At 73.8% G+C, this 21017-nt stretch carries 13 protein-coding genes and 1 pseudogene; 5 read left to right on the forward strand and 9 right to left on the reverse strand.

The features are described from left to right. Positions 1–5: 5 nt before the first annotated feature. From AB4K12_RS00815 to AB4K12_RS00850, 8 genes and pseudogenes are all read right to left on the reverse strand, one after another. Positions 6–2192 (reverse strand): xanthine dehydrogenase family protein molybdopterin-binding subunit, encoded by a 2187-nt coding sequence (locus AB4K12_RS00815; protein WP_368432267.1) that lies wholly within the window; start codon positions 2190–2192, stop codon positions 6–8. Between the two features lie 5 nt (positions 2193–2197). Then, positions 2198–3181: a xanthine dehydrogenase family protein subunit M gene (locus tag AB4K12_RS00820; RefSeq protein WP_368432268.1), complete on the reverse strand. Its 984-nt coding sequence runs from the start codon at positions 3179–3181 to the stop codon at positions 2198–2200. Beyond that, positions 3174–3707, reverse strand: a complete 534-nt coding sequence (locus AB4K12_RS00825) for a (2Fe-2S)-binding protein (RefSeq protein ID WP_368432269.1) — start codon at positions 3705–3707, stop codon at positions 3174–3176. The genes AB4K12_RS00820 and AB4K12_RS00825 overlap by 8 nt, the downstream gene beginning before the upstream one ends. 181 nt (positions 3708–3888) lie before the next feature. After that, positions 3889–5046 (reverse strand): substrate-binding domain-containing protein, encoded by a 1158-nt coding sequence (locus tag AB4K12_RS00830; RefSeq protein ID WP_368432270.1) that lies wholly within the window; start codon positions 5044–5046, stop codon positions 3889–3891. A 38-nt stretch (positions 5047–5084) separates the two neighbouring features. Then, positions 5085–6053: pseudogene (locus AB4K12_RS00835) on the reverse strand (ABC transporter permease); the annotation flags it as partial. A 32-nt stretch (positions 6054–6085) separates the two neighbouring features. Beyond that, positions 6086–7621, reverse strand: coding sequence for a sugar ABC transporter ATP-binding protein (locus tag AB4K12_RS00840; RefSeq protein ID WP_368432271.1), 1536 nt, complete (start codon positions 7619–7621; stop codon positions 6086–6088). 81 nt (positions 7622–7702) lie between these two features. Next, a complete protein-coding gene (locus AB4K12_RS00845; protein WP_368433115.1) occupies positions 7703–10627 on the reverse strand; it encodes a SpoIIE family protein phosphatase in 2925 nt (974 codons plus the stop codon). Positions 10628–10829: 202 nt separating this feature from the next. Beyond that, positions 10830–11816, reverse strand: a complete 987-nt coding sequence (locus tag AB4K12_RS00850) for a cyclase family protein (protein ID WP_368432272.1) — start codon at positions 11814–11816, stop codon at positions 10830–10832. A gap of 187 nt (positions 11817–12003) precedes the next feature. Between AB4K12_RS00850 and AB4K12_RS00855 the strand changes: the two genes are divergently transcribed. The 5 genes from AB4K12_RS00855 (at position 12004) to AB4K12_RS00875 (ending at position 19387) form a co-directional block, all read left to right on the forward strand. Continuing rightward, positions 12004–12990, forward strand: coding sequence for a CapA family protein (locus tag AB4K12_RS00855; protein ID WP_368432273.1), 987 nt, complete (start codon positions 12004–12006; stop codon positions 12988–12990). Positions 12991–13406: 416 nt separating this feature from the next. After that, entirely contained in the window at positions 13407–14186 is a 780-nt protein-coding gene (locus tag AB4K12_RS00860) for a phosphatase PAP2 family protein (RefSeq protein ID WP_368432274.1), read from the forward strand. Between the two features lie 190 nt (positions 14187–14376). Further along, positions 14377–15567 (forward strand): acyl-CoA dehydrogenase family protein, encoded by a 1191-nt coding sequence (locus tag AB4K12_RS00865; protein ID WP_368432275.1) that lies wholly within the window; start codon positions 14377–14379, stop codon positions 15565–15567. A gap of 60 nt (positions 15568–15627) precedes the next feature. Next, positions 15628–16884: a phenylacetate--CoA ligase PaaK gene (gene paaK / locus AB4K12_RS00870; protein WP_368432276.1), complete on the forward strand. Its 1257-nt coding sequence runs from the start codon at positions 15628–15630 to the stop codon at positions 16882–16884. A 67-nt stretch (positions 16885–16951) separates the two neighbouring features. Then, the gene (locus AB4K12_RS00875; protein WP_368432277.1) at positions 16952–19387 is read left to right on the forward strand and encodes a penicillin acylase family protein; all 2436 of its coding nucleotides are present in this window, start codon (positions 16952–16954) and stop codon (positions 19385–19387) included. 79 nt (positions 19388–19466) lie between these two features. On the opposite strand, the gene AB4K12_RS00880 is transcribed toward AB4K12_RS00875, so the two are convergent. Then, the gene (locus AB4K12_RS00880; protein ID WP_368432278.1) at positions 19467–21017 is read right to left on the reverse strand and encodes an acyl-CoA synthetase; all 1551 of its coding nucleotides are present in this window, start codon (positions 21015–21017) and stop codon (positions 19467–19469) included.

Consider the following 21017-nt stretch of genomic DNA (forward strand, 5'->3'; position numbering starts at 1 on the left):
CGGGTCTAGAGCAGCTGCTCGAGGGTGATGGGCAGCCGGCGGACGCGGATGCCGGTGGCGTGGAACACGGCGTTCGCGATGGCGGCCGGGGTGCCGGGGACGCCGAGTTCGCCGCACCCCTTGGTGCCGTTGGGGGAGGTGGGGTCCGGGCCGCCGACGAAGTGCACCTCCAGGTCGGGGATGTCGGCGTTGACGGCGACGAGGTAGTCGCCGAAGGTGCCGTTGGCGATGCGTCCGGTGCGGGTCTCGGTCACGGTGTGCTCGAAGAGGGCCATGCCGATGCCACCGACGGTCCCGCCGACGATCTGGCCGCGCGCGGTCTTCTCGTTGAGGACGCGCCCGCAGTGCGCGGCGGTCACCAGCCGCGCCACCCGGATCGTCCCCAGGTCCTCGTCCACGTGCACCTCCGCGAACTTGGCGGCGTAGGGGCCGGTGGGGACCACGGGCAGGTCCTCCTTCGGTGCCTCGGCCGACCCTTCGGCGCTCAGCTCGTCCTGCCGGTGCCGGGTGAGGATCTCCGTATAGCTCTCACCGCGGCCGTCGTCCTCGCGCACGATGCGGCCGTCCTCGACCCGTACGTCGTCCACGTCCGCTCCCCGCAGGGGGGAGTGCGCGTCGTCGCGGACCAGGTCCAGGAAGGAGCGGATCAGGTTCCGCCGGGCGTCATGGAGGGCCGCGCCCATGCTGCCGGTGAGCCCGGAGCCGCCGGCCGAGGGGGCCCGCGGCAGGGAGCTGTCGCCCAGGACGACGCGCACCCGCCCCAGGGGCAGGCCCAGCAGCTCCGCGGCCAGCTGGGTCATCACGGTGTACGTGCCGGTGCCCAGGTCCATGCCCGCGCTGCCCACCACCGCCTGGCCGTCCCGGGTGACCGTGATCCGTGCCGCGCACGAGGACTGGTAGAAGAAGAACGACGTGCCGGCCATGCCGTAGCCCACCAGGGTCCGGCCCCGGCGCATGGAGCGGGGCTCGGGGTCGCGGCGCGACCAGCCGAACTTCTCGGCGCCGGTGCGGTAGCAGGCGCGCAGCTCGTTGCTCGACCACCGCTGCCCCGTCACCGGGTGCTCGTCGGCGTGGTTGCGCAGCCGCAGCTCGAGGGGGTCCATGCCCAGCTCGTGGGCGAGTTCGTCCAGGGCGCTCTCCAGCGCGAAGTTGCCCTGGGCGTCGCCGGGGGCACGCATCGAGCCGGGCGAGGGCACGTGCACCCGGACCTGGACGTCGCGGGCGGAGACGTTGGGGCTGGCGTAGCCCGACAGCGAGCACCGGGAGACGTGCTCGTAGTTGGCGTCGTCGATCGAGAGGGTCTGCCACGCCTCGTGGTCGATCGCGGTGATCCGCCCGTCGCGGGTGGCGCCGATCCTGAGGGTCTGCCGGGTGTCGGGGCGGTGTCCGACCGAGGTGAACATCTGCTTGCGGGTCAGCACCAGCTTCACCGGCCGCCCCACCTGGCGTGCGGCGACCGCGGCGAGGACCGTGTGCTGCCAGGTGCGCAGCCCCGCGCCGAAGCCGCCGCCGAGGTAGGGCGCCAGGACCCGGACGGAGTCCCGTGGCACCTTGAGGACGCTCGCGAGGTCGCTTCGGGTGCGGGAGGGGCCCTGGGTGCAGTCGTGGACGGTGAGCTCGTCGCCGTCCCAGGAGGCGACGGTGGCGAACGGGCCCATCGGGTTGTTGGTGTTCGCCGCCGTACGGTACGTCCGCTCGACGCGTACGGGCGCCTCGGCCAGGGCCTTGTCGACGTCGCCGGTCGCGTCGTCGGTCCCGAACGGGTCGGGGACGTGCTCGGCGCGCGGATCCTCGATGTCCACGACGCGCTCGGCCCGCGCGTACAGCACCGTGACCAGCCGGGCGGCTTCGGTCGCCTGCTCGAAGGTCTCGGCCACCACCACCGCGATGGTCTGGCCGTGGTGGACGATCCGGTCGCTCTGCAGCGGGGGCGGCGGCACCGGCCCCCCTTCGCCCTGTGCCGCGCACAGCTCGGGGGCGTTCTCGTGGGTGATCACCGCGAGCACGCCCGGGGCGGCCTCGGCCGCCGATGCGTCGAGGGCGGCGACGCGCCCGGCCGCGATGGTGCTCTGCACCAGGACGGCGTGCGCGACGTCCGGGGGATCGTGGTCCGTGGGGTAGGCGGCGCGGCCGCTCACCTTGACCCGGGCGTCGACGCGGTCGACCCCCTCACCGACGACGGCACGGTCCATGGCGCTCAGCTCTCCTCCGCCAGGGTGCTCAGCATCCGTACGACGGCTCTCCTGCCGAGCTCGATCTTGAAACCGTTGCCGGGCAGGCCCACCGCCCCGCTCAGGGCCGCCTCGGCGGCCGCCGCGAAGACCTCCCGGCCCGGCGCCGCGCCCCGCAGCAGCTCCTCGGCACGGGGCACCCGCCAGGGGACGGTGCCCACACCGCCCAGCGCGAGGTGCGCCGCGCGGATCGTCCCGCCGTCGATCAGCAGGGCGGCCGCCACGGACACCAGCGCGAACTCGTAGCTGGCGCGGTCGCGGACCTTCAGATACCCCGAGCGCGTTCCGCGGGGCAGCAGCGGAATCTCCAGATGCGTGATCATCTCCCCGTGCTCGAGGACGTTCTCCACCTGCGGGGTCTCGCCCGGAACGCGGTAGAACTCCGTCAGCGGCACCATGCGCTCCGCGCCCTGCCCCCGGATCCGCACCGAGGCCCCCAGGGCGGTCAGGGGCACCGCCACGTCCGAGGCGTGGGTGGCCACGCACCGCGAACTGGTGCCCAGGACCGCGTGCATCCGGTGGAAGCCGTCGAGGGCGGCGCATCCGGCGCCCGGATCGCGCTTGTTGCAGACCGTGCTCGGGTCGCGGAAGTAGCGGCAGCGCGTGCGCTGCAGGAGATTGCCGCCCATGGTGGCCATGTGCCGCAACTGCGGCGAGGCCCCCAGGAGCAGCGCCTGGCGCACCAGCGGCAGCCGCCGCGCCACGACGTCGTGCGCGGCGAGCTCCTCCATCGTGGTCAGCGCCCCGACGATCAGCGTGTCGTCGTCGCCGCTCACCTCGCGCAGGGGCAGCCGGGTGATGTCCACCAGCCGCAGGGGCCGGAACACCTCGTCCTTCATCAGGTCCACCTGCGTGGTGCCCCCGGCGAGAAAGGCGGCTTCCGGGTCCGCCGAGACCTCGGCGATCGCCTCGTCGACGCCGGTGGCCCGGACGTAGGTGAAGCTACGCATGGTCACCCCGGGCCGCGACCTCGCGGATCGCCGCCACGATGTGGGGATAGGTGCCGCAGCGGCACAGGTTGCCGCTCATGAACTCCCTGATCTCCTCGTCGGAGCCCGCCCGGCCCTCCTCGAGGAGGGCCACGGCCGACATGATCTGGCCGGAGGTGCAGTAGCCGCACTGCAGGCCGTCGTGCCGGACGAACGCCTCCTGCATCGGATGCGGGGTGCCGTCCCGCTCGAGCCCCTCGATCGTGCGCACCTCGCGTCCGTCGGCGCTCGCGGCGAGGATCAGGCAGGACAGCATCCGCCGGCCGTCGACGTGCACCGTGCACGCCCCGCACTGCCCCTGGTCGCAGCCCTTCTTGGTGCCGGTGAGCTTCAGCCCGTCCCGCAGGGCGTCCAGGAGCGTGGTGCGGGTGTCCACCTCGAGCCGCCGCTCGGTGCCGTTCACCCGCAGGGACACCGGCACCCGGGCGACCCCCGCGTCCCGCTGTCCGGGCGCCGTGCGGGCCTGTGCCGCTGCCGATTCGTCCATGGTCACCGCCGGCCTCCGTGGGCCTGCCGGGGCAGGCTCCTCGACGAATTGCCTGAAAGCTCGCACAAGCCGAAATTCGGCTGATGGGTCGGCGTGATCCTACGTCCGGCCGGCGCACGGGCGGTGACGACACGTCGGCCCGGTGCGCGCGGTCCGCCCGGCCGGCCGGGACGTCACGCCGTCACCGCGCCTCACCCGCCCAGACCTTCCGGTACGTCTCGCGGTAGCCGGGTGGGTCCCAGGTGGTGAGCCCGCCGCTGTTGGCGGCCGTGGCGATGTGCACGGGGGCGACGTAGCCGCTGGGCGGTTCGCCGGAGAAGGCGCGGTTGAACTCGTCGACGATCTGCCAGCCCTGTTCGGAGAGCGCCTCGGGGACCGTGGCCGCCTGGAACTGCCCGCTGTTGATGCGCTGGAAGGCCGAGGGGTCGCCGTCGCCCGCGCCGATGTTGAAGGGGGCGGCGGCCCCCTTCCTGCGGGCCGCGCGCAGGGCCGGGGCGGCGTCGGCGAAGTAGACGTCGTTGATGGCGACGGAGTGGGTCCACTCCTCGGGGAAGCGGGAGAGCAGCGAGGAGACCTCCCGGGGCGTGCGGCTGCTGGTGTCCGAGAGCGGGATGTTCTCCTCCGCCAGGATCCTCGCCCCGGCGCAGGTCGCCAGCTCCTTCTTGATCAGGTCGGACTTGTTCCTGGCGAAGGGGATCGAGGCGTCGGTGAAGACCACCACGCCGGCGTCGCCGTGGGCGTGCGCGATGACCCAGTCGGCGCTGATCCGTGCGACGTCCTCCACCCTGGTGGTGACGTTGGTGAAAAGCTTGGGGTCCTCGCTCGGGCCGGGGGCGGCGACGGCGTGCCAGCCGACGAGCGGGATGTGTTCCGCCGTGGCCCGCGCGACCTGGGGGGACGTCAGAAGGGGGTCGAAGCCGGCGATGACGATGCCCGAGGGCCGCAGGGCGATCGCCTCGCTGAACGCCGCCTGGATGCCGGCGGGGGTGCCCTGGCCGTCGATCACCCGGACGTTCCAGCCGATGGCCTTCGCGGCCTCCCGCAGGCCCTGGGCGACTCCCGCGACGCCGGGATTGGTCATGGTCTGCGCGGCGTAGACGAGGGACTTGCCGGGGACGGCCCGGGGGCCGGAGGAGGGTACGCCCCTGCCGGGGTCGGTCCGCTCGGCCTGCCGGACGGCCGCCTCGGCCCGGGCGAGGGCGGCGGGGCAGCCCGCCGTCGCCGTGCGTGTGGGGGAGGGCGTGCCGCCGGTGGACGTGCCGCGCTCGCAGCCGGTGAGCAGGGCGGCCGCCACCAGGGCGACCGCGACCCCCTGGGCGCTGCTGCGGTTCGCGTGCACGGGCGCTCCTTGCTCGGGGACGGCGGGGCAGGCGGCGTTCAGCGCTGTCGGCGCAGGCGGTGGCGCAGCTGCCGGCGGGCGGCCCAGCCGGCCAGGCCGACGGCGATGAGCAGGGTGGTGCCGTTGAACAGCGGGGTGACCCAGAACCGGGCGCCGAGCTGGCCGATGCCCGCGAGGCCGATGGCGAGGACGGTCACGGCGACGAGGGTGCCCAGGGCGTTGGCGCGGCCGGGCCGGATGGCGGTGGAGCCGAGCAGCGCGCCGACGAAGGCGGGCAGCAGGTAGTCCATGCCGACGCTGGGGTTGCCGGTCCGCTGCTGCGCGGCGAGCAGGACCCCGGCCACGCCGACGACGAAGCCCGACCCGGTGAAGGCGAGGACGATGTAGCGCCGGGAGGGGATGCCCACCAGTTCGGCGGCGCGGGGGTTGGACCCGATGACGTACAGGTAGCGGCCCAGCGGCAGGCGCTCCAGCAGCAGCCACAGGACGGCGGTGAGGGCGAGGACGTAGAAGGCGGACACCGGCAGGCCCAGGAACCGGGAGTCGTAGAGGTCGGTGAAGCCGGCCGGCAGGCCCTGCGGGCCGGGGACGATCCGGGCTCCGTCGGTGATCCATCCGGTGAAGGCGTACATGATGCTGCCGGTGCCGAGGGTGGCGATGAAGGAGTCGATCCTGGCGAATTCCACGACGACGCCGTTGACGGCGCCGACGGCCGCCCCGCCGAGGATCACCACGAGGCAGGCGAGCGGCCAGGACCAGCCGTCGGCGACGATGAGATGCATCGTCATGACGTGCGCGAGGCCGAGGCCGTAGCCGATGGACAGGTCGAACCTGCCGGTGGCGATGGGGATCGTCGCGCCGAGCGCCAGGAGGGCCGGGATCGACTGGCCGGACAGGACGGCGGAGATGTTGTCGAGGGTGGGGAAGGTGTCCGGCAGGGCGAGCGAGAAGGCGAGGAACAGCAGGGCGGTCAGGGCCAGGAGGCCGTAGGCGCCGACGAGGTGTCCCAGGCGGTGGACCGGCGTGGGGCGGGGGGCGCTCACCCCGGCGTCCCGGTGAGGGGGGCCATGGCCGAGGCGGCGTGGGCGAGCGCGGTGACGGTGAGGTCCTCGCCGCTCAGCTCCCGCGTCACCGACCCCCGGACGAACACCACGGCCCGGTGGCACACGGTGGCGACCTCCTCGAAGTCGGTGGACAGCAGCAGGACGGCGAGCCCCTCGGCGAGCGCGTCCTGCAGGAGGCGGTGGATGGCCGCCTTGGCGCCGACGTCCACGCCGGCGGTCGGCTCCTCCAGGATCAGCAGGCCGCGGACCGGCCCGATCCAGCGGCCGATCATGACCTTCTGCTGGTTCCCCCCGGACAGGGTGGCGATCGGCGCCTCGCTGTCCCGGGGGCGCACCGTGAACCGCTCGATCAGGGCGGCGGCCCGGGGGCGCTCGCGCGCGGGGCTGATCCAGTGCGGGCCCGGCGCCCCGCCCGCCCGGGGGTTGGCGAGGAAGTTCTCCCGTACGGTCAGGTCGGCGGCGCAGCCCTCCTCCTGACGGTCGCCGCTGACGAAGCCGACGCCGGCGGCGACGGCCTCCGCGACGGAGCCGGGGCGGTACGGCCGGCCGTGCAGCAGGACGCGGCCGGCGAGGATCGGCCGGGCGCCGGCGAGGGCGCGGCCCAGTTCCATGTGCCCGGCGCCGGTGAGGCCCACCATGCCGAGGATCTCGCCGGCGCGCAGCCGCAGGCCCACCGGGCCCGTGTGCTCCGTCCGTACGCCCTCCAGGCTCAGGACGGCGGGGCCCGCGGCGGGGGTGCCGAGGCGGTGGGCGTCCGGCTCGTAGCCCACGATGTCGTGCACCAGGCGGGCGGGGGAGCGGCCGGCGAGCGGGCCGTGGCCGACGACGCGCCCGTCGCGCAGGACGGCGAAGGAGTCGGCGACCTTGTACACCTCGTCGATCCGGTGGGTGACGAAGACGATGGCGTGACCGCGGTCGCGCAGGGCGTGCAGCACGTCGAAGAGCCGCTCGCAGTCGGCGGCCGGGAGGCTGGCGGTCGGCTCGTCCAGGACGATGAGCGAGGCGCGCGTGCACAGGGCGCGCGCGATCGCCACCAGGGAGCGTTCGGCGCGGGAGAGGTCGGCGACGACGGTGTCCGCGTCGAGGTGCGCGGCGACGATGGAGAGGGCCTCGGCGCACTGCCGGCGGGTGCGGCGCCAGGAGACCAGTCCGGCGCGGCGCGGGTAGCCGGTGCCCAGGGCGATGTTCTCGGCGACCGTCATCCAGCCGACCAGCCCCAGGTCCTGGTGGATGAAGGACATGGCACGGGAGGCCGCCTCGGTGCCGAGCGGGTACCCGGCGACGGTCACCTCGCCCTCGTCCGCGTGGTGGACGCCGGCGAGCACCTTGATGAGCGTGGACTTCCCGGCGCCGTTGGCCCCGAGCAGGGCCAGGACGCTGCCGGGGTGGACGTCGAGGTCGACCGCGTCCAGCGCGAGCGTGCCGCCGAAGTACTTGGTGAGACCGCGTATCCGGACGAGGGGCCGCGGGTCGCCGCCCGGGGAGGAGCGGATGTCGGGAGCGTCGTGCACGGCCTCCTCCAGGACCTTTCAGGACAACCCGGTCGATTCCGATACTCTACGGTCCGGTCGGCCCCGGCGCCGGACGGCCCGTCAGATCGCCGGGATGTCGTCGAGATCGATGTCGAACGCCATGTGCTCCCCGTCGGCCCCGGACTTCCCTCCCGGCATCTCCAGAGCGCACTCCGCCCAGATCACCTTGCCGCCGGGGACGTAACGGGTGCCCCACGACTGGGAGAGCTGCGCCACGAGGAACAGGCCGCGCCCGCCCTCGTCCGTGGTGGCCGCCTGGCGCAGATGTGGCGACGTGCTGCTGGTGTCGGCGACCTCGCAGGTCAGCGTGCGGTCGTAGAGCAGGCGCACCGAAATGGGGCCGGTGCCGTAGCGGATGGCGTTGGTGACCAGCTCGCTGAGCAGCAGCTCGATGGAGAAGCCGAGCTCGTCCAGACCCCATTCCGACAGCCGGCGGGTGACGGCGGAACGGATGGACGAGACGAGCGAGGGGTCGGCGGGCAGGTCCCAGGTGGCGATCCGGTGCGGGTCCAGGGTGTGCGTACGGGCGACCAGCAGGGCGATGTCGTCGGCGGGGTGCTCGGGCACCACGGTCGCCAGGACCTCCCGGCAGGTGTCCTCGGGCGGGCGGTCGGGGTGCGCCAGGGCGCCGCGCAGCTGCTCCAGGGCCGTGTCGAAGTCGCGCCGGCGGTCCTCGACGAGCCCGTCGGTGTAGAGGACCAGCTGGCTGCCCTCGGGGAGGTGGAACTCGGCGGTCTCGAACGGCAGGCCGCCCAGCCCCAGCGGCGGTCCGGCGGGCAGGTCGGGGAACTCGACGCTCCCGTCGGGGTGCACCAGCGCCGGCGGCGGATGACCGGCCCGCGCCATGACGCACTGCTGCGAGGTGGGGTCGTAGATGGCGTACAGGCAGGTGGCGCCGATGATGCCGGTGCTGTCGCCGGAGGGGTCGTCGCCGCCCTCCTCGCGGTCCAGGCGCCCCACGAGGTTGTCGAGGTGGGTGAGGACCTCGTCCGGCGGGAGGTCCAGCTCGGCGAAGTTGCGCGCGGCGGTGCGCAGCCGGCCCATGGTGGCGGCGGCGTGCAGCCCGTGGCCGACGACGTCCCCGACCACGAGGGCGACGCGGCTGCTGGAGAGGGGGATGACGTCGAACCAGTCCCCGCCGACCCCCGACTCGGCGGGCATGTAGCGGTGCGCGACCTCGACGGCGTTCTGCTCGGGGAAGCCCTGCGGCAGCAGGCTGCGCTGCAGGGCGAGGACCATGGTGTGTTCGCGGGTGTACCGGCGGGCGTTGTCGATGCAGATGGCGGCGCGCGTGGCCAGCTCCTGGGCCAGCGAGCGGTCGTCGTCCCCGAAGGGGGCGGGATCCCGCGAGCGGTAGAAGCTCGCTATGCCCAGCACGATGCCACGTGCCAGGAGCGGGACGGTGATCAGGGAGTGGACGCCGTGGGCGAGGAGGCGCCGGGCGCGCACGGGATTCTGGGCGATCCAGCCGGGGGCGGCCCGCAGCTCGGGCTCCAGTACCGTCTGCCCGCTGGTCAGGCAGCGCAGCTGGGGCGTGACCGGCTTCAGTTCGACCCGCTCGCCGGCGGGGTAGAAGGGGCAGTCGTCGCGAATGCCGTGGACCACCGTGCGGTGGAGGTCCTTGCAGGGGTCGGTCGGCTCGTCGCCGCGCAGCACCGCCTCGGGGACGTCGATGGTGACGTAGTCGGCCAGGCGCGGCACGGCCATCTCGGCGAGCTCCCGGGTGGTGCGGCTCACGTCCAGCGTGGTGCCGATGCGGGTGCTGGCCTCGGACAGCAGCTCCAGCCGGCGCCGGGCCGCCACGGCGTACTGGCCCACGCCCGGCTCGCCCACCAGTACCAGCCCGCCGGCCGTGCCGTCGGGGGCGTGGCCGTCGGCGGTGAGGTGGCCCGCCACGGAGAAGGCATCGGGTTCGTGCGGTGCGAGGGGCGGGGCGGCCGCGGGGGGCGGGCCGGGAGGCCGTGCCGTCGCGGAGGCCGGGCCGGGCACGGCGCCGCCGCTCAGCAGCCCGGACGCCGGGACGACGTGGACGAGGCCCTCGTGCGCCGGGAGGCCGGGGGGCGGGGCGGCTTCGGTGGAGACGGCCAGGCGCTGGTGCCGGGAGGGCAGGAGCGCCTCGATGACGACGCCCTCGACTCCGGAGGCGCTCGTCACCGGGCGGCTGACCAGGGTGACGTGCCGGCCGCCGGGCAGGTGCACCTCGACGGCGGCCCGCTGGGCGGAGGAGATCAGCTCGGTGGCCTTCTCCTTGAGGATCATCTGGTCGCGCCAGTCCAGCCCGCTCGCGCCGAGCTCGCCGAGCTGCCCGTCGCCGGCCGGCATCCGGCTCCTGGCGTCGAGGTACGCCTGCAGCAGGCCGCGCTCCCGCGCCGAGCTCTGCTCCAGCAGCCGCTGTTCGATGGCGCCGGCCGCCCTGCGGATCACGGTGCCGATGGCGGCGTCCGCCTCGGCGGGCGGATAGCCGAGGCACAGGACGCCCTCGATGAGACCGCTGAGCAGGTCCCGGACGGGTATCGCCGAGCACGCGTTGGACTGGGCGCGTTCGGCGAAGTGCTCGGCGCCGTAGATGCTGACCAGCCGCCGCTCCGTGAGGGCCAGCCCGATGCCGTTGGTCCCGCCGAACTTCTCGGCGAACACGAAGCCCGGGGTGCTCTGGATCGCGGGCAGCCGTTCGGCCATGGACGGGTCGCCGAAACGGCGTTGCAGCACCGCCCCGCGCCCGTCGGCCAGGCTCACGTTCACCTTCCGGCCCGCGAACATGGCCTGCAGCCGGTCCAGTACGGGACCGGCCGCCCGGACGAGGCGGCCATCCAGGTCGAGGTCCTCGGCATAGGGGAGCTCGCAGCCGTCCGGGGAGAGCCCCAGCGACCGGCTCCGCTCCCACGAGCTCAGGATCAGGTCGCGCACGGAGCCCTCGACCGGCCCGCCGCGAAGGAATCGGTCACGCGCGAGCACGGGGCCGATGTCGTCCGCCACGAGCCCCATCCGGATCACTTCCCTCGTCGGTCCTCGTCGGTCCTCATCGGTGCGTACGGCCATGGCCACCTGTACGTCGAAGCGGCTGCACTGTTGTTCCATTTTAGAACTTCACGGACATAACGACGGGTGGAGCGGAGGCATGGCGACGGGGGGAGCGGACAGGTCACGTCCCGGAACCGTACGTGATCACCACAGGTCGTACGGGGTGTCACAGCACCGCGACCGGCGTGACGGGCGAACCCGTACCGCCCGGGACGTTCAGGGGGGCCACGACGAGGAGGAAGGCGTACCGGCCCGCCCCGGCGCAGGCCTCGGAGAGCGCCTCGAGGTCGAGGTTGTCCAGCAGCGGCACTCCCATCGCGGCGACGGCCAGCGCGTGGACCGGGGAGTGCACGCCCTCGACCGGCGAGGGCCGTACGTCGTTGTCGCCGTCGCTGCCGAGCAGGGCGATGCCGCGCTCGGCCAGCGGTGGCACGGCGTCCACGTGGAGCCCCGCGCAGGATGCGTCGGCGTCCCAGGCACCCAGTTCCCGCCGGCGGCGGAAGCGGCCGACCCGCAGCAGCACCGCGTCGCCCTCGCCGATCTCCACGCCGAGCGCGGCCTGCGCCGCGGCGACGTCCGCGGCGCGCACCGCGCGCCCGGGCTCCAGCCAGGCGGTCCCCAGCACGGCGGGCAGGTCGAGGAGCACCCCCCTGGTCACCAGCGGCCCCAGCGCCGCGACGGCGCCGAAGCGGGCGCCGCCCGAGCCCACGAGCTCCCGCGCGCTTCCGCCGCCGTACAGCCGCCCTCGGTAGGCGACGTGGGCGAGCGCGTCCACGTGGCTGACGCTCTTGCCGTGGTAGTCGGCGCCGAGGAAGTCCTTGTGCGTGGACGGCTCGGGCGCCTCGGCGCCCGCCTCGACGTCGCCGAGGTGGGACATGTAGCGCAGGGCGGGCCTGCCGTTGTCCGGCCCCGCCACCGTGTCCCACGGCCGCGCCATCGGCACCACGGCTCCCGTCCGTACCAGCCCGACGGCCTGCCGCACGTGCTCCCCGGTCACCCGGTTCCACGCCCCGCGCCCGGCGTCGTCCCAGCGGCCCCAGGTGCGGACCGCCTCGAAGAGCGCGTCGAACTCCCGCCGCGAGACGGCCGGCCCGTTGTCGGGGCCGGCGTCGTCCGGCGGGGGAGCGGACGCGTCGGCGGAATCGCTGCTCATGGTGGTGATGATGCGCCGCCGGCCGCCGCGAGCGGGGCCTTGCCGGGCGGGCATTCCGGTGACGGAGCTTTTCCGCGCGTCGAGCCGGCCGTCGGTGACGCTGCGGCCCGGGCCGGCGGCGCGGTCGCACGGTGCCCCCCCCGGAATCCGGTGCCACCCTGGAAGGGGAGGACGGAGGTGGGGCCGGATGGCACCGATCACCGTGGCGCTGGCGGGCGACACCATGCTGGGGCGCGGAGTGGCCGAGCGGCTGAGCGAGGCGCCCGAGGCGGCGACGCTGCTGTCCGACGAGCTCCGGGCGGTGCTCGCGGGGGCCGACCTGGTCGTCCTCAACCTCGAGTGCTGCGTGTCGGACCGGGGCGAGCACTGGCCCGCCCCCGGGAAACCCTTCTTCTTCCGCGCTCCGCCGGCCGCGGCCGACGTCCTCGCGGAGCTCGGCGTGGACTGCGTGACCGTCGCCAACAACCACGCCCTCGACTTCGGGTTCGACGCCCTGACCGACACCCTGGCTCTGCTGGAACGCGCCGGGGTGCGCGCGGTGGGCGCGGGGCCCGACGTGACGGCGGCCCGCGAGTTCGCCGTGCTGGAGGCGGGCGGGAGCCGGCTGGCGGTCATCGGCGTCACCGACCACCCGGAGGACTTCGCCGCGACCGCCGACCGGCCCGGCGTGGCGCTCGCCGACCTCCGCCACGGCGTTCCCGGCTGGCTCACCGCCCTGATCGCCCGCGCGGCCGCCGAGGCCGACGCCGTGCTGGTCACCCCGCACTGGGGGCCCAACATGACCCCCGGGCCGCCGCACTACGTACGGGACGCCGCGCCCGTCCTGCTGGAGGCCGGAGCGACGCTGGTCGCCGGGCACTCCGCCCATGTCTTCCACGGCGTCGGCGGCCGGGTCGTCCACGACATGGGCGACTTCGTCGACGACTACGCGATCGACGACGTGCTCCGCAACGACCTGGGCCTGCTCTTCCTGGTGATCCTGGACGGCGCCGCACCCTCGCGCGTGCGGCCGGTGCGGCTGGAGGCGGTTCCGCTGTTCCTGGACTACTGCCGCACGACGGCGGCGCACGGCGCCCGGTGGGAGTGGATCCGCGACCGTTTCACCCGCGCCTGCGCCGCCTTCGGCACCACGGTGGCCGTGGAGGGGGAGCGGCTGGTGATCGAATGGGCCTGACCGCTTCCCGCTCCGCGGCTGTCCGCGCCCCGCCCGGGAGCCTCACGTGGTGATCACGATCGGGTGACCTGATGATCACGGACGTATGACCGGTGCGGGGCTCCTGGCGGTCGCGGTCCGCCCTCCCGCACGCCCCACCGGCCGCCACGCGCCCCACCGGCTCCCGTCCGTCCCCGCGTGATCGCGGAACGTGAGCCCCGTCACGCCCCGGACCCCCGCTCCGCCCCGGCCTGGGGGTTCTCATCCGCCCGGTGCTCCCGTGCGACCGTGGGCGCCCGCCGAGTGCGGGCCCGCGCGCGTGTACTTTTTGACGTACAGCCGCGCTGAGACCTTGCGGCATGTACTCGTCACCAGACCGTACGCATACCGCGCTGCCGCCCTGGTACCGCCGTACCGATACGAAGGACGCCCCACCCATGCCCTACGTGCGCCACTGGCTGCGCTACTCCATCCTGCTGTTCGCGAGCGCGATCGTCCTCGGGATGACCGCCGCGCACACCAAGATCATCCAGCCGCACGACCTGGACCTGGACCGGACGATCCAGACCAACACCCGCACCGGCTGGCTGAACCACACGATGGAGGCCGTCAGCTACTGCGCCTCGCCGGTCGCCGGTGTGCTGATCCTCGCGGTCTGGTGCGGATACCTGCTGTTCGTGCGGCGCCGGCCCATCGCCGCGAGCGCCACGTTCCTGGTGGTCGCGATCGGCTGGAACAGCACCCAGCTCGCGAAGGCCATCGTCGCCCGGCCCCGGCCGCCCCGGGAGTTCATGCTGGACCCCGAGATCGGCTCCAACAGCTTCCCCAGCGGCCACACCGCCTTCACCGTCGCGGCCATGGTCGGCGTGTACTTCCTGCTGCGTGAGTCCCAGCACCGCCGCACCGTCGTGTTCCTCGGCGTCCTCGCCGTCCTGCTGGTGGCCTTCTCCCGGATGTACGTCGGCGCCCACTACCCGACCGACACCTTCGGCTCGGTGCTGATCGCCGGCTCCGCGATCTTCTTCGTGACCGGTGTGTGGCACGCCTGGCTGCTGCCCAACCTCGACCGCCTGCCGCTGATCGGGGCCCTGTTCGCGCGCTTCGGCCTGGAGGAGGAGCGCGCCGAACTCGAGGCGGACCGGGGCGGCTACGACCACCCGGCGGCCGTGCCCGGCCCGGGCGGCGGCGGACGCCACCGCCGGCACGCGGGGCGCTGAGCCCCGCACCACCCTCCCGCGCACCCCATCGCGATGATCATGGCGGACTCCCTGCGGAGTCCGCCATGATCCGTTTTCGGCCCCGGCGTCCGCCTTCCGAATGCCCGCGACCCGCTCTACCGTGTCCGCCGCATCCGAAAAGCGACCGGAAACGACCGGACGCACCGGCCGGCGACCACATGGAGGGGCCGTGGATCTCCAGTACACCCCGCAGCAGCAGCGGTTACGGGCCGAGCTGCGCGAGTACTTCGCGGACCTCGTGCCCGACGACGCCTACGAGCGGCACGCCGACCCCGCCGAGCGCAAGCGCTTCTACCGCCGGACCATCCGCCGTCTGGGCGCGGACGGCCGCCTGGGGGTCGGCTGGCCCCGCGAGTACGGCGGCAGCGGCATGACCCCGATGGAACAGTTCGTCTTCTTCGACGAGGCCGCCCAGGCGGGCGTCCCGCTCCCGCTGATGGCGCTCAACACCGTCGGCCCGACGCTGATGCGGTTCGGCACCGAGGAGCAGAAGGCGTACTTCCTGCCGGGCATCCTCTCCGGCGAACTGGACTTCGCGATCGGCTACAGCGAGCCGGGCGCCGGGACGGACCTCGCCGCCCTCACCACCCGCGCCGTCCGCGAGGGCGACGTGGACACCGGCCACTACACCGTCAACGGGCAGAAGATCTGGACCACCAACGGCGACACCGCCGACTGGGTCTGGCTCGCCGTCCGTACCGACCCCGACGCACCCCGCCACAAGGGCATCAGCATCCTCCTCGTGCCCACCAGCGACCCCGGCTACTCCTGCACCCTCATCAACACCCTGGCTTCCCACGACACCACAGCCAGCTACTACGACGGCGTCCGCGTCCCCGCCACCCGCCGCGTCGGCCGGGAGAACGAGGGCTGGCGGCTCATCACCACCCAGCTCAACCACGAGCGCGTCACCCTCGCCGCCCACGGCACCACCGCCGTACGCGCCCTGCACGACGTCCGGCGATGGGCCGCCACCACCCACCTGACCGACGGCCGCCGCGTCGCCGACCTGGGCTGGGTCCGCGGCCGCCTCGCCCGTACGCACATCCGGCTCGAGGCCATGAAGCTGCTCAACTGGCGCATGGTCGACGCCCTCCAGCGCGGCACGCTCACCCCCCAGGACGCCTCCGCCGTCAAGGTCTACGGCTCCGAGGCCCGCCGCGACGCGTACGCCTGGCTGATGGAGGTGCTCGCCGCGGCCGGCCCCCTCAAGGAGGGCTCGGCGGGCTGCGCCCTCCACGGCGAACTGGAACGCGGCTACCGCAGCGCGGTCATCTTCACCTTCGGCGGCGGCAACAACGAGATCCAGCGCGAGATCATCTCCTGGATAGGCCTGGGCATGCCCAGGGTGCGCCGCTGAGCCCCTGTGATCCGCTTACCCCCGGTTAGGGAGAGCCCCCGATCGGGGGAAAGATCCACCATGACTCCCGAAGAGCTCACCGCCCTCCAGCTGACCCGTCTGCGCGCGACCCTGCGGCACGTCTACGACAACGTGGCCTTCTACCGCGACGCCTTCGACGCGGCCGGGCTGCGGCCCGAGGACTGCCGTGCCCTCGGCGATCTCGCCCGTTTCCCGTTCACCACGAAGGCCGATCTGCGCGCGGGGTACCCCTGGGGCATGTTCGCCGTCGACCGGTCCCGCCTCCGCCGTCTGCACGCGTCCAGCGGGACCACCGGCACTCCCACCGTCGTCGGCTACACCGAGGCCGACCTCGACGTCTGGGCGGACCTGGTGGCGCGTTCGCTGCGGGCGGCGGGGGCGCGGGCCGGTGACATGGTGCATGTGGCGTACGGGTACGGGTTGTTCACCGGCGGACTGGGGGCGCACTACGGGGCCGAGCGGCTGGGCTGCACGGTGATTCCGGCGTCGGGCGGCATGACCGAGCGCCAGGTGCGGCTCATCCACGACCTGCGGCCGCGGGTCATCATGGCCACCCCCTCGTACATGCTGACGCTGCTCGACGAGTTCGAGCGCCAGGGCATCGATCCGCGCGCCACCTCGCTGCGGGTGGGCGTCTTCGGCGCGGAGCCGTGGACGGAGGAGATGCGCCGGGAGATCGAGGAGCGCTTCGCCCTCGACGCGGTCGACATATACGGGCTCTCCGAGGTCATGGGCCCCGGCGTCGCCCAGGAGTGGGCGCGGACGAAGGACGGGCCGCACATCTGGGAGGACCACTTCTATCCCGAGATCGTCGACCCGGTCACCGGCGAGGTCCTGCCCGACGGCGCCCACGGCGAGCTGGTGTTCACCTCGCTCACCAAGGAGGCCATGCCCGTCGTCCGCTACCGCACCCGCGACCTGACCCGGCTGCTGCCCGGCACGGCGGGCGCTCCCTTCCGCCGGATGGAACGGATCACCGGCCGCTCCGACGATCTGATCATCCTGCGCGGGGTGAACCTCTTCCCGTCCCAGGTCGAGGAGATCGTGCTGCGCACACCAGGCGTCGCGCCCCACTTCCAGCTGGTGCTGACCCGCGAGGGGCGGCTGGACCGGCTGACCGTACGGGCGGAGGCGCGCCCGGAGGCGACGCCCGAGGGGCGTGCGGCCGCTGCCGCCGATCTCGCGCGGCGGGTCAAGGAGGGCGTCGGGGTGTCCGTGGCGGTCGAGCTCGTGGATCCGCGGACCCTCCAGCGGTCCGCCGGCAAGCTGCGGCGCGTCGTCGACGAGCGCGGCTGAACCCCGGGGCCTCCGGCCGCGTCCCCCCTGTCAACGATTCTTCCCGCCCTTATCGCAGGAGGTCACTTTGCCCGTTCGTCACCGCTTACGCGCGCTGACGGTCGCCGCTCTCGCCCTGGCGACCGGCGTGAGCGCCCTGCCCGCCGCGGCGGCGCCCCAGGCCCCGGCGGCCTCCCGGGACGGCGCGCTCAAGCCGTCCGGGGACGGCCTGTCCGCCGTCATCCGCTATACCGAGTACGGAATTCCGCACATCGTCGGCAAGGACTACGCGAGCCTGGGCTTCGGTTCGGGCTGGGCGCAGGCCAAGGATCAGGTGTGCGTCCTGGCCGACGGCTTCGTCACCCTGCGCGGCGAGCGCTCGCGCGCCTTCGGCCCCGACGGCCGGCCCGACGGGTCGCTGTCGTCCGCCACCACCAACCTCTCCAGCGACCTGTTCTTCCGCGGGGTGCGGGACGCGAGGACCGTGGAGAAGCTCCTGGAGAGACCGGCCCCGGCCGGGCCCAGCAGCCAGGCCAAGGAGCTGATGCGCGGCTGGGCCGCCGGTTACAACGCCTGGCTCAAGCAGAACAAGATCTCCGACCCGGCCTGCCGCGGCGCCTCCTGGGTCACTCCCGTCACCGCCGTGGACGTGGCCCGGCGCGGCTACGCCATCACCGTGCTGGGCGGCCAGGGCCTGGCCCCGGACGGCCTCTCGGGCACCGGGCAGCAGCCGAAGAAGTCCGCCGCCCCCGCCGGGCCCACGGACCCGGCCGCGGCGGCACGCAAGGTCTTCGGCCGGCAGAACGCCGACATGGGCTCCAACGCCGTCGCCTTCTCCGGCTCCGCCACCGCGAACGGCCGCGGGCTGCTGCTGGGCAACCCCCACTATCCCTGGCAGGGCGGCCGCCGCTTCTGGCAGTCGCAGCAGACCATCCCCGGCGAGCTGAACGTATCGGGCGGCTCCCTGCTGGGCATGCCCATCGTCGAGATCGGCCACAACGAGCACATCGCCTGGAGCCACACGGTCGCCACAGGCGTGCCGCTGAACCTCCACGAGCTCAGGACCGCCCCCGGCGCCCCCCACAGCTACCTCGTCGACGGCACACCCGAACGGATCACGAAACGCACCGTCACCGTTTCCGTACGGGGCGCGGACGGGCGTACCTCCGACGTCGTCCGCACCCAGTGGTGGACCCGCTTCGGACCCGTGGTGACCTCCCTCGACGACATGCCGCTGCCCACGGCGGACGGCACGGCCTACGCGCTCAACGACCCCAACGCCCAGAGCCTGCGGTTCATCGACTCCTCGCTCGCGCTGAGCAGGTCCCGCAGCGTGCGCGACATCCAGGAGGGGCTGCGGCGTACGCAGGGCCTGCCCTGGGTGAACACCATCGCCGCCGACTCCGCCGGGCACAGCCTCCACACCCAGTCTCAGGTGCTGCCCCGCGTCACCGACGACCTCGCCGGGCGCTGCTCCACCGCGTTCGGGCGGCAGACGTTCCCGGCCGCGGGCCTGGCCGTGCTGGACGGCTCGCGCGGCGACTGCGCACCGGGCCGGGACGCCGACGCCGTGCAGGACGGCATCTTCGGCCCGTCCGCGATGCCCACGCTCCTCGACGCCCCGTACGCCGAGAACTCCAACGACAGCGCCTGGCTGGCCAACGCGGACCGGCCGCTGACCGGCTACCCGCGCATCTTCGGCGACACCGCGACGTCCCGTTCGCTGCGCACGCGCGGCGGGCTCCAGGACGTCGCCGCCATGGCGAAGCGCGGCCGGCTGACCGTGGCCGACCTGGAGCGACAGCAGTTCGCCGACCGGGCGCCGGCCGGCGCCCTGGCCGCCGCCGACGCGGCGAAGGCCTGTGCGGCGCTGCCCGGCGGCCGGGCCACGGGCAGCGACGGCACGAGCGTGGACGTCTCGGCGGCGTGCGGCGTCCTGTCCCGGTGGGACCGGACCGTCGCCAAGGACAGCAAGGGCGCGCTGCTCTTCGACCGCTTCTGGCGCAGGCTGGTGCGGACGGTCCCCGAGGACAAGCTGTGGCGGGTGCCCTTCTCCGCCGCCTCGCCCGTGACGACCCCGAACACGCTCGACACCTCGGCCGACGGCTTCCCCCGCGCACTGGCCGACACGGTCGCGGAGCTGCGGGCGGCGGGCATCGCGCTCGACGCGCCGCTGGGCGAGCACCAGTTCGTCGTGCGGAACGGCAAGCGGATCCCGCTGTCCGGCGGCGCGCACGCCCTGGGCATCTGGAACATGATCGAGGCCCGCTGGGACGCCTCCGCCGGCGGCTACACCGACGTGGCCCACGGCTCCAGCTACATCCAGGCAGTCGGCTTCGACGGTGGCGGCTGCCCGGTGGCCCGTACGCTCCTGACGTACGGACAGTCCTCCGACCCCACCTCCCCCCACTACAGCGACCAGACCGAGCTGTTCTCGGCCGGCCGGATGGTGCGGGGACGGTTCTGCGAGAAGGACATCCTCTCCTCGCCGAAGCTGAAGGTGGTGCGGGTCGGCGAACGCTGACCGCCCGCCGGCCGACGGCTGAGGACCGGCGTCCGGCCCCCGCGCACGGGGGGCCGGACGCCGGTCCGTACGGCCTGTGTCACACCGTCCGCTCGCGGCCGCGCCAGTACGGTTCGCGCAGGTGGCGCTTGTAGAGCTTGCCGTTGGGGTCGCGCGGCATGGCGGCGATGAAGTCGAGGGACCGGGGCCGCTTGTATCCGGCCAGGGCGCGGGCGCAGTGGTCGAGGAGTTCGGCGGCGAGCGCGTCGTCCGGCCGGTGGCCCTCGGCGGCCTCGACGACGGCCTTGACCTCCTCGCCCCGGTCGTCGTGCGGGATGCCGAAGACGGCGGCGTCGGCGACGGCGGGGTGGCGCAGCAGCACGGACTCGACCTCGGCGGGGTAGACGTTGACGCCGCCCGAGATGATCAGGTCGATCTTGCGGTCGTGCAGGAAGAGGTAGCCGTCCTCGTCGAGGTGGCCGAGGTCGCCGACGGTGAAGAAGTCGCCCACGCGGTTCTCGCGGGTCTTGTCCGCGTCCTTGTGGTACGCGAAGCCGCCGGTGGTCATCCGCAGGTAGACGGTGCCCGTCTCGCCGGCGGGCAGCGGCTTGCCGTCGTCGTCGAGGACGGCGATCTCGCTGATGGGCCAGGCCTTGCCGACCGTGCCGGGCCTGCGCAGCCATTCCGCCGCCGTGGCGAACGCGCCGCCGCCCTCGCTGGCCGCGTAGTACTCCTCGACGCACTCCCCCCACCAGTCGATCATGGCCCGTTTGACGTGGTCCGGGCAGGGGGCGGCGCCGTGGACGGCGTGCCGCATGGAGGAGACGTCGTAGGAGGCCCGTACCTCCGGTGGCAGTGCCAGCAGGCGATGGAACTGCGTGGGCACCATGTGGGTGTGCGTGCAGCGGTGGGCGTCGATCAGTCGCAGCGTCTCCTCCGGCGTCCAGGTGTCCATCAGCACCAGTTCGTGGCCGATGTGCAGGGACGCGGCCGCGAACTGCAGGACGGCGGTGTGGTAGAGCGGCGAGCAGACGAGGTGGACGTTGTCGCCGAACGGCTCGATGCCGAAGAAGCCCAGGAACCCGCCGAGATGGCTCTGCTCCGGCTCTCTGCCGGGCAGGGGGCGGCGGACGCCGCGCGGCCGGCCGGTGGTGCCGGAGGTGTAGTTCATGACCCACCCGAGGGTGCGGTTCGCGGGCGGGTCGCCGGGCCGGCCGTCGAGGAGGTCGGCGTACGGGCGGAAGCCGGCGATGGTGCCGACGGCGTGGCGATGGTCGGCGGGCAGGCCGGCCTCGTCGGCCGCGGCGGTCGCGGCGGCGGCCCAGCGCTCGTGGGCGACGAGCGCCCTGGCGCCGGAGTCGGAGAGGATCCAGGCGATCTCCGGTGCGAGGAGATGGTGGTTGACGGGCACGAGGTAGAAGCCGGCCTGGGTGGCGGCGAGATGGGCGGTGAGGAACTCGGGGCCGTTGGGCAGCACGGTCGCGAAGGCGTCGCCCGCGCGGAGTCCGGCGGCGCGCAGGCCGTGGACGAGGCGGTTGGCGTCGGCGTGCAGCCGGCCGGCGGTCCAGGCCTCGCCGTCGGGGGTGATGAGGGCGGTGCGGCCGGGGTTCTCCGTGGCCTGGGCCCAGAAGCCCTTGCTTTCGCGCTTCAT

Source organism: Streptomyces sp. C36 (assembly GCF_040932295.1).
Taxonomy (GTDB): Bacteria; Actinomycetota; Actinomycetes; order Streptomycetales; family Streptomycetaceae; genus Streptomyces; species Streptomyces triculaminicus.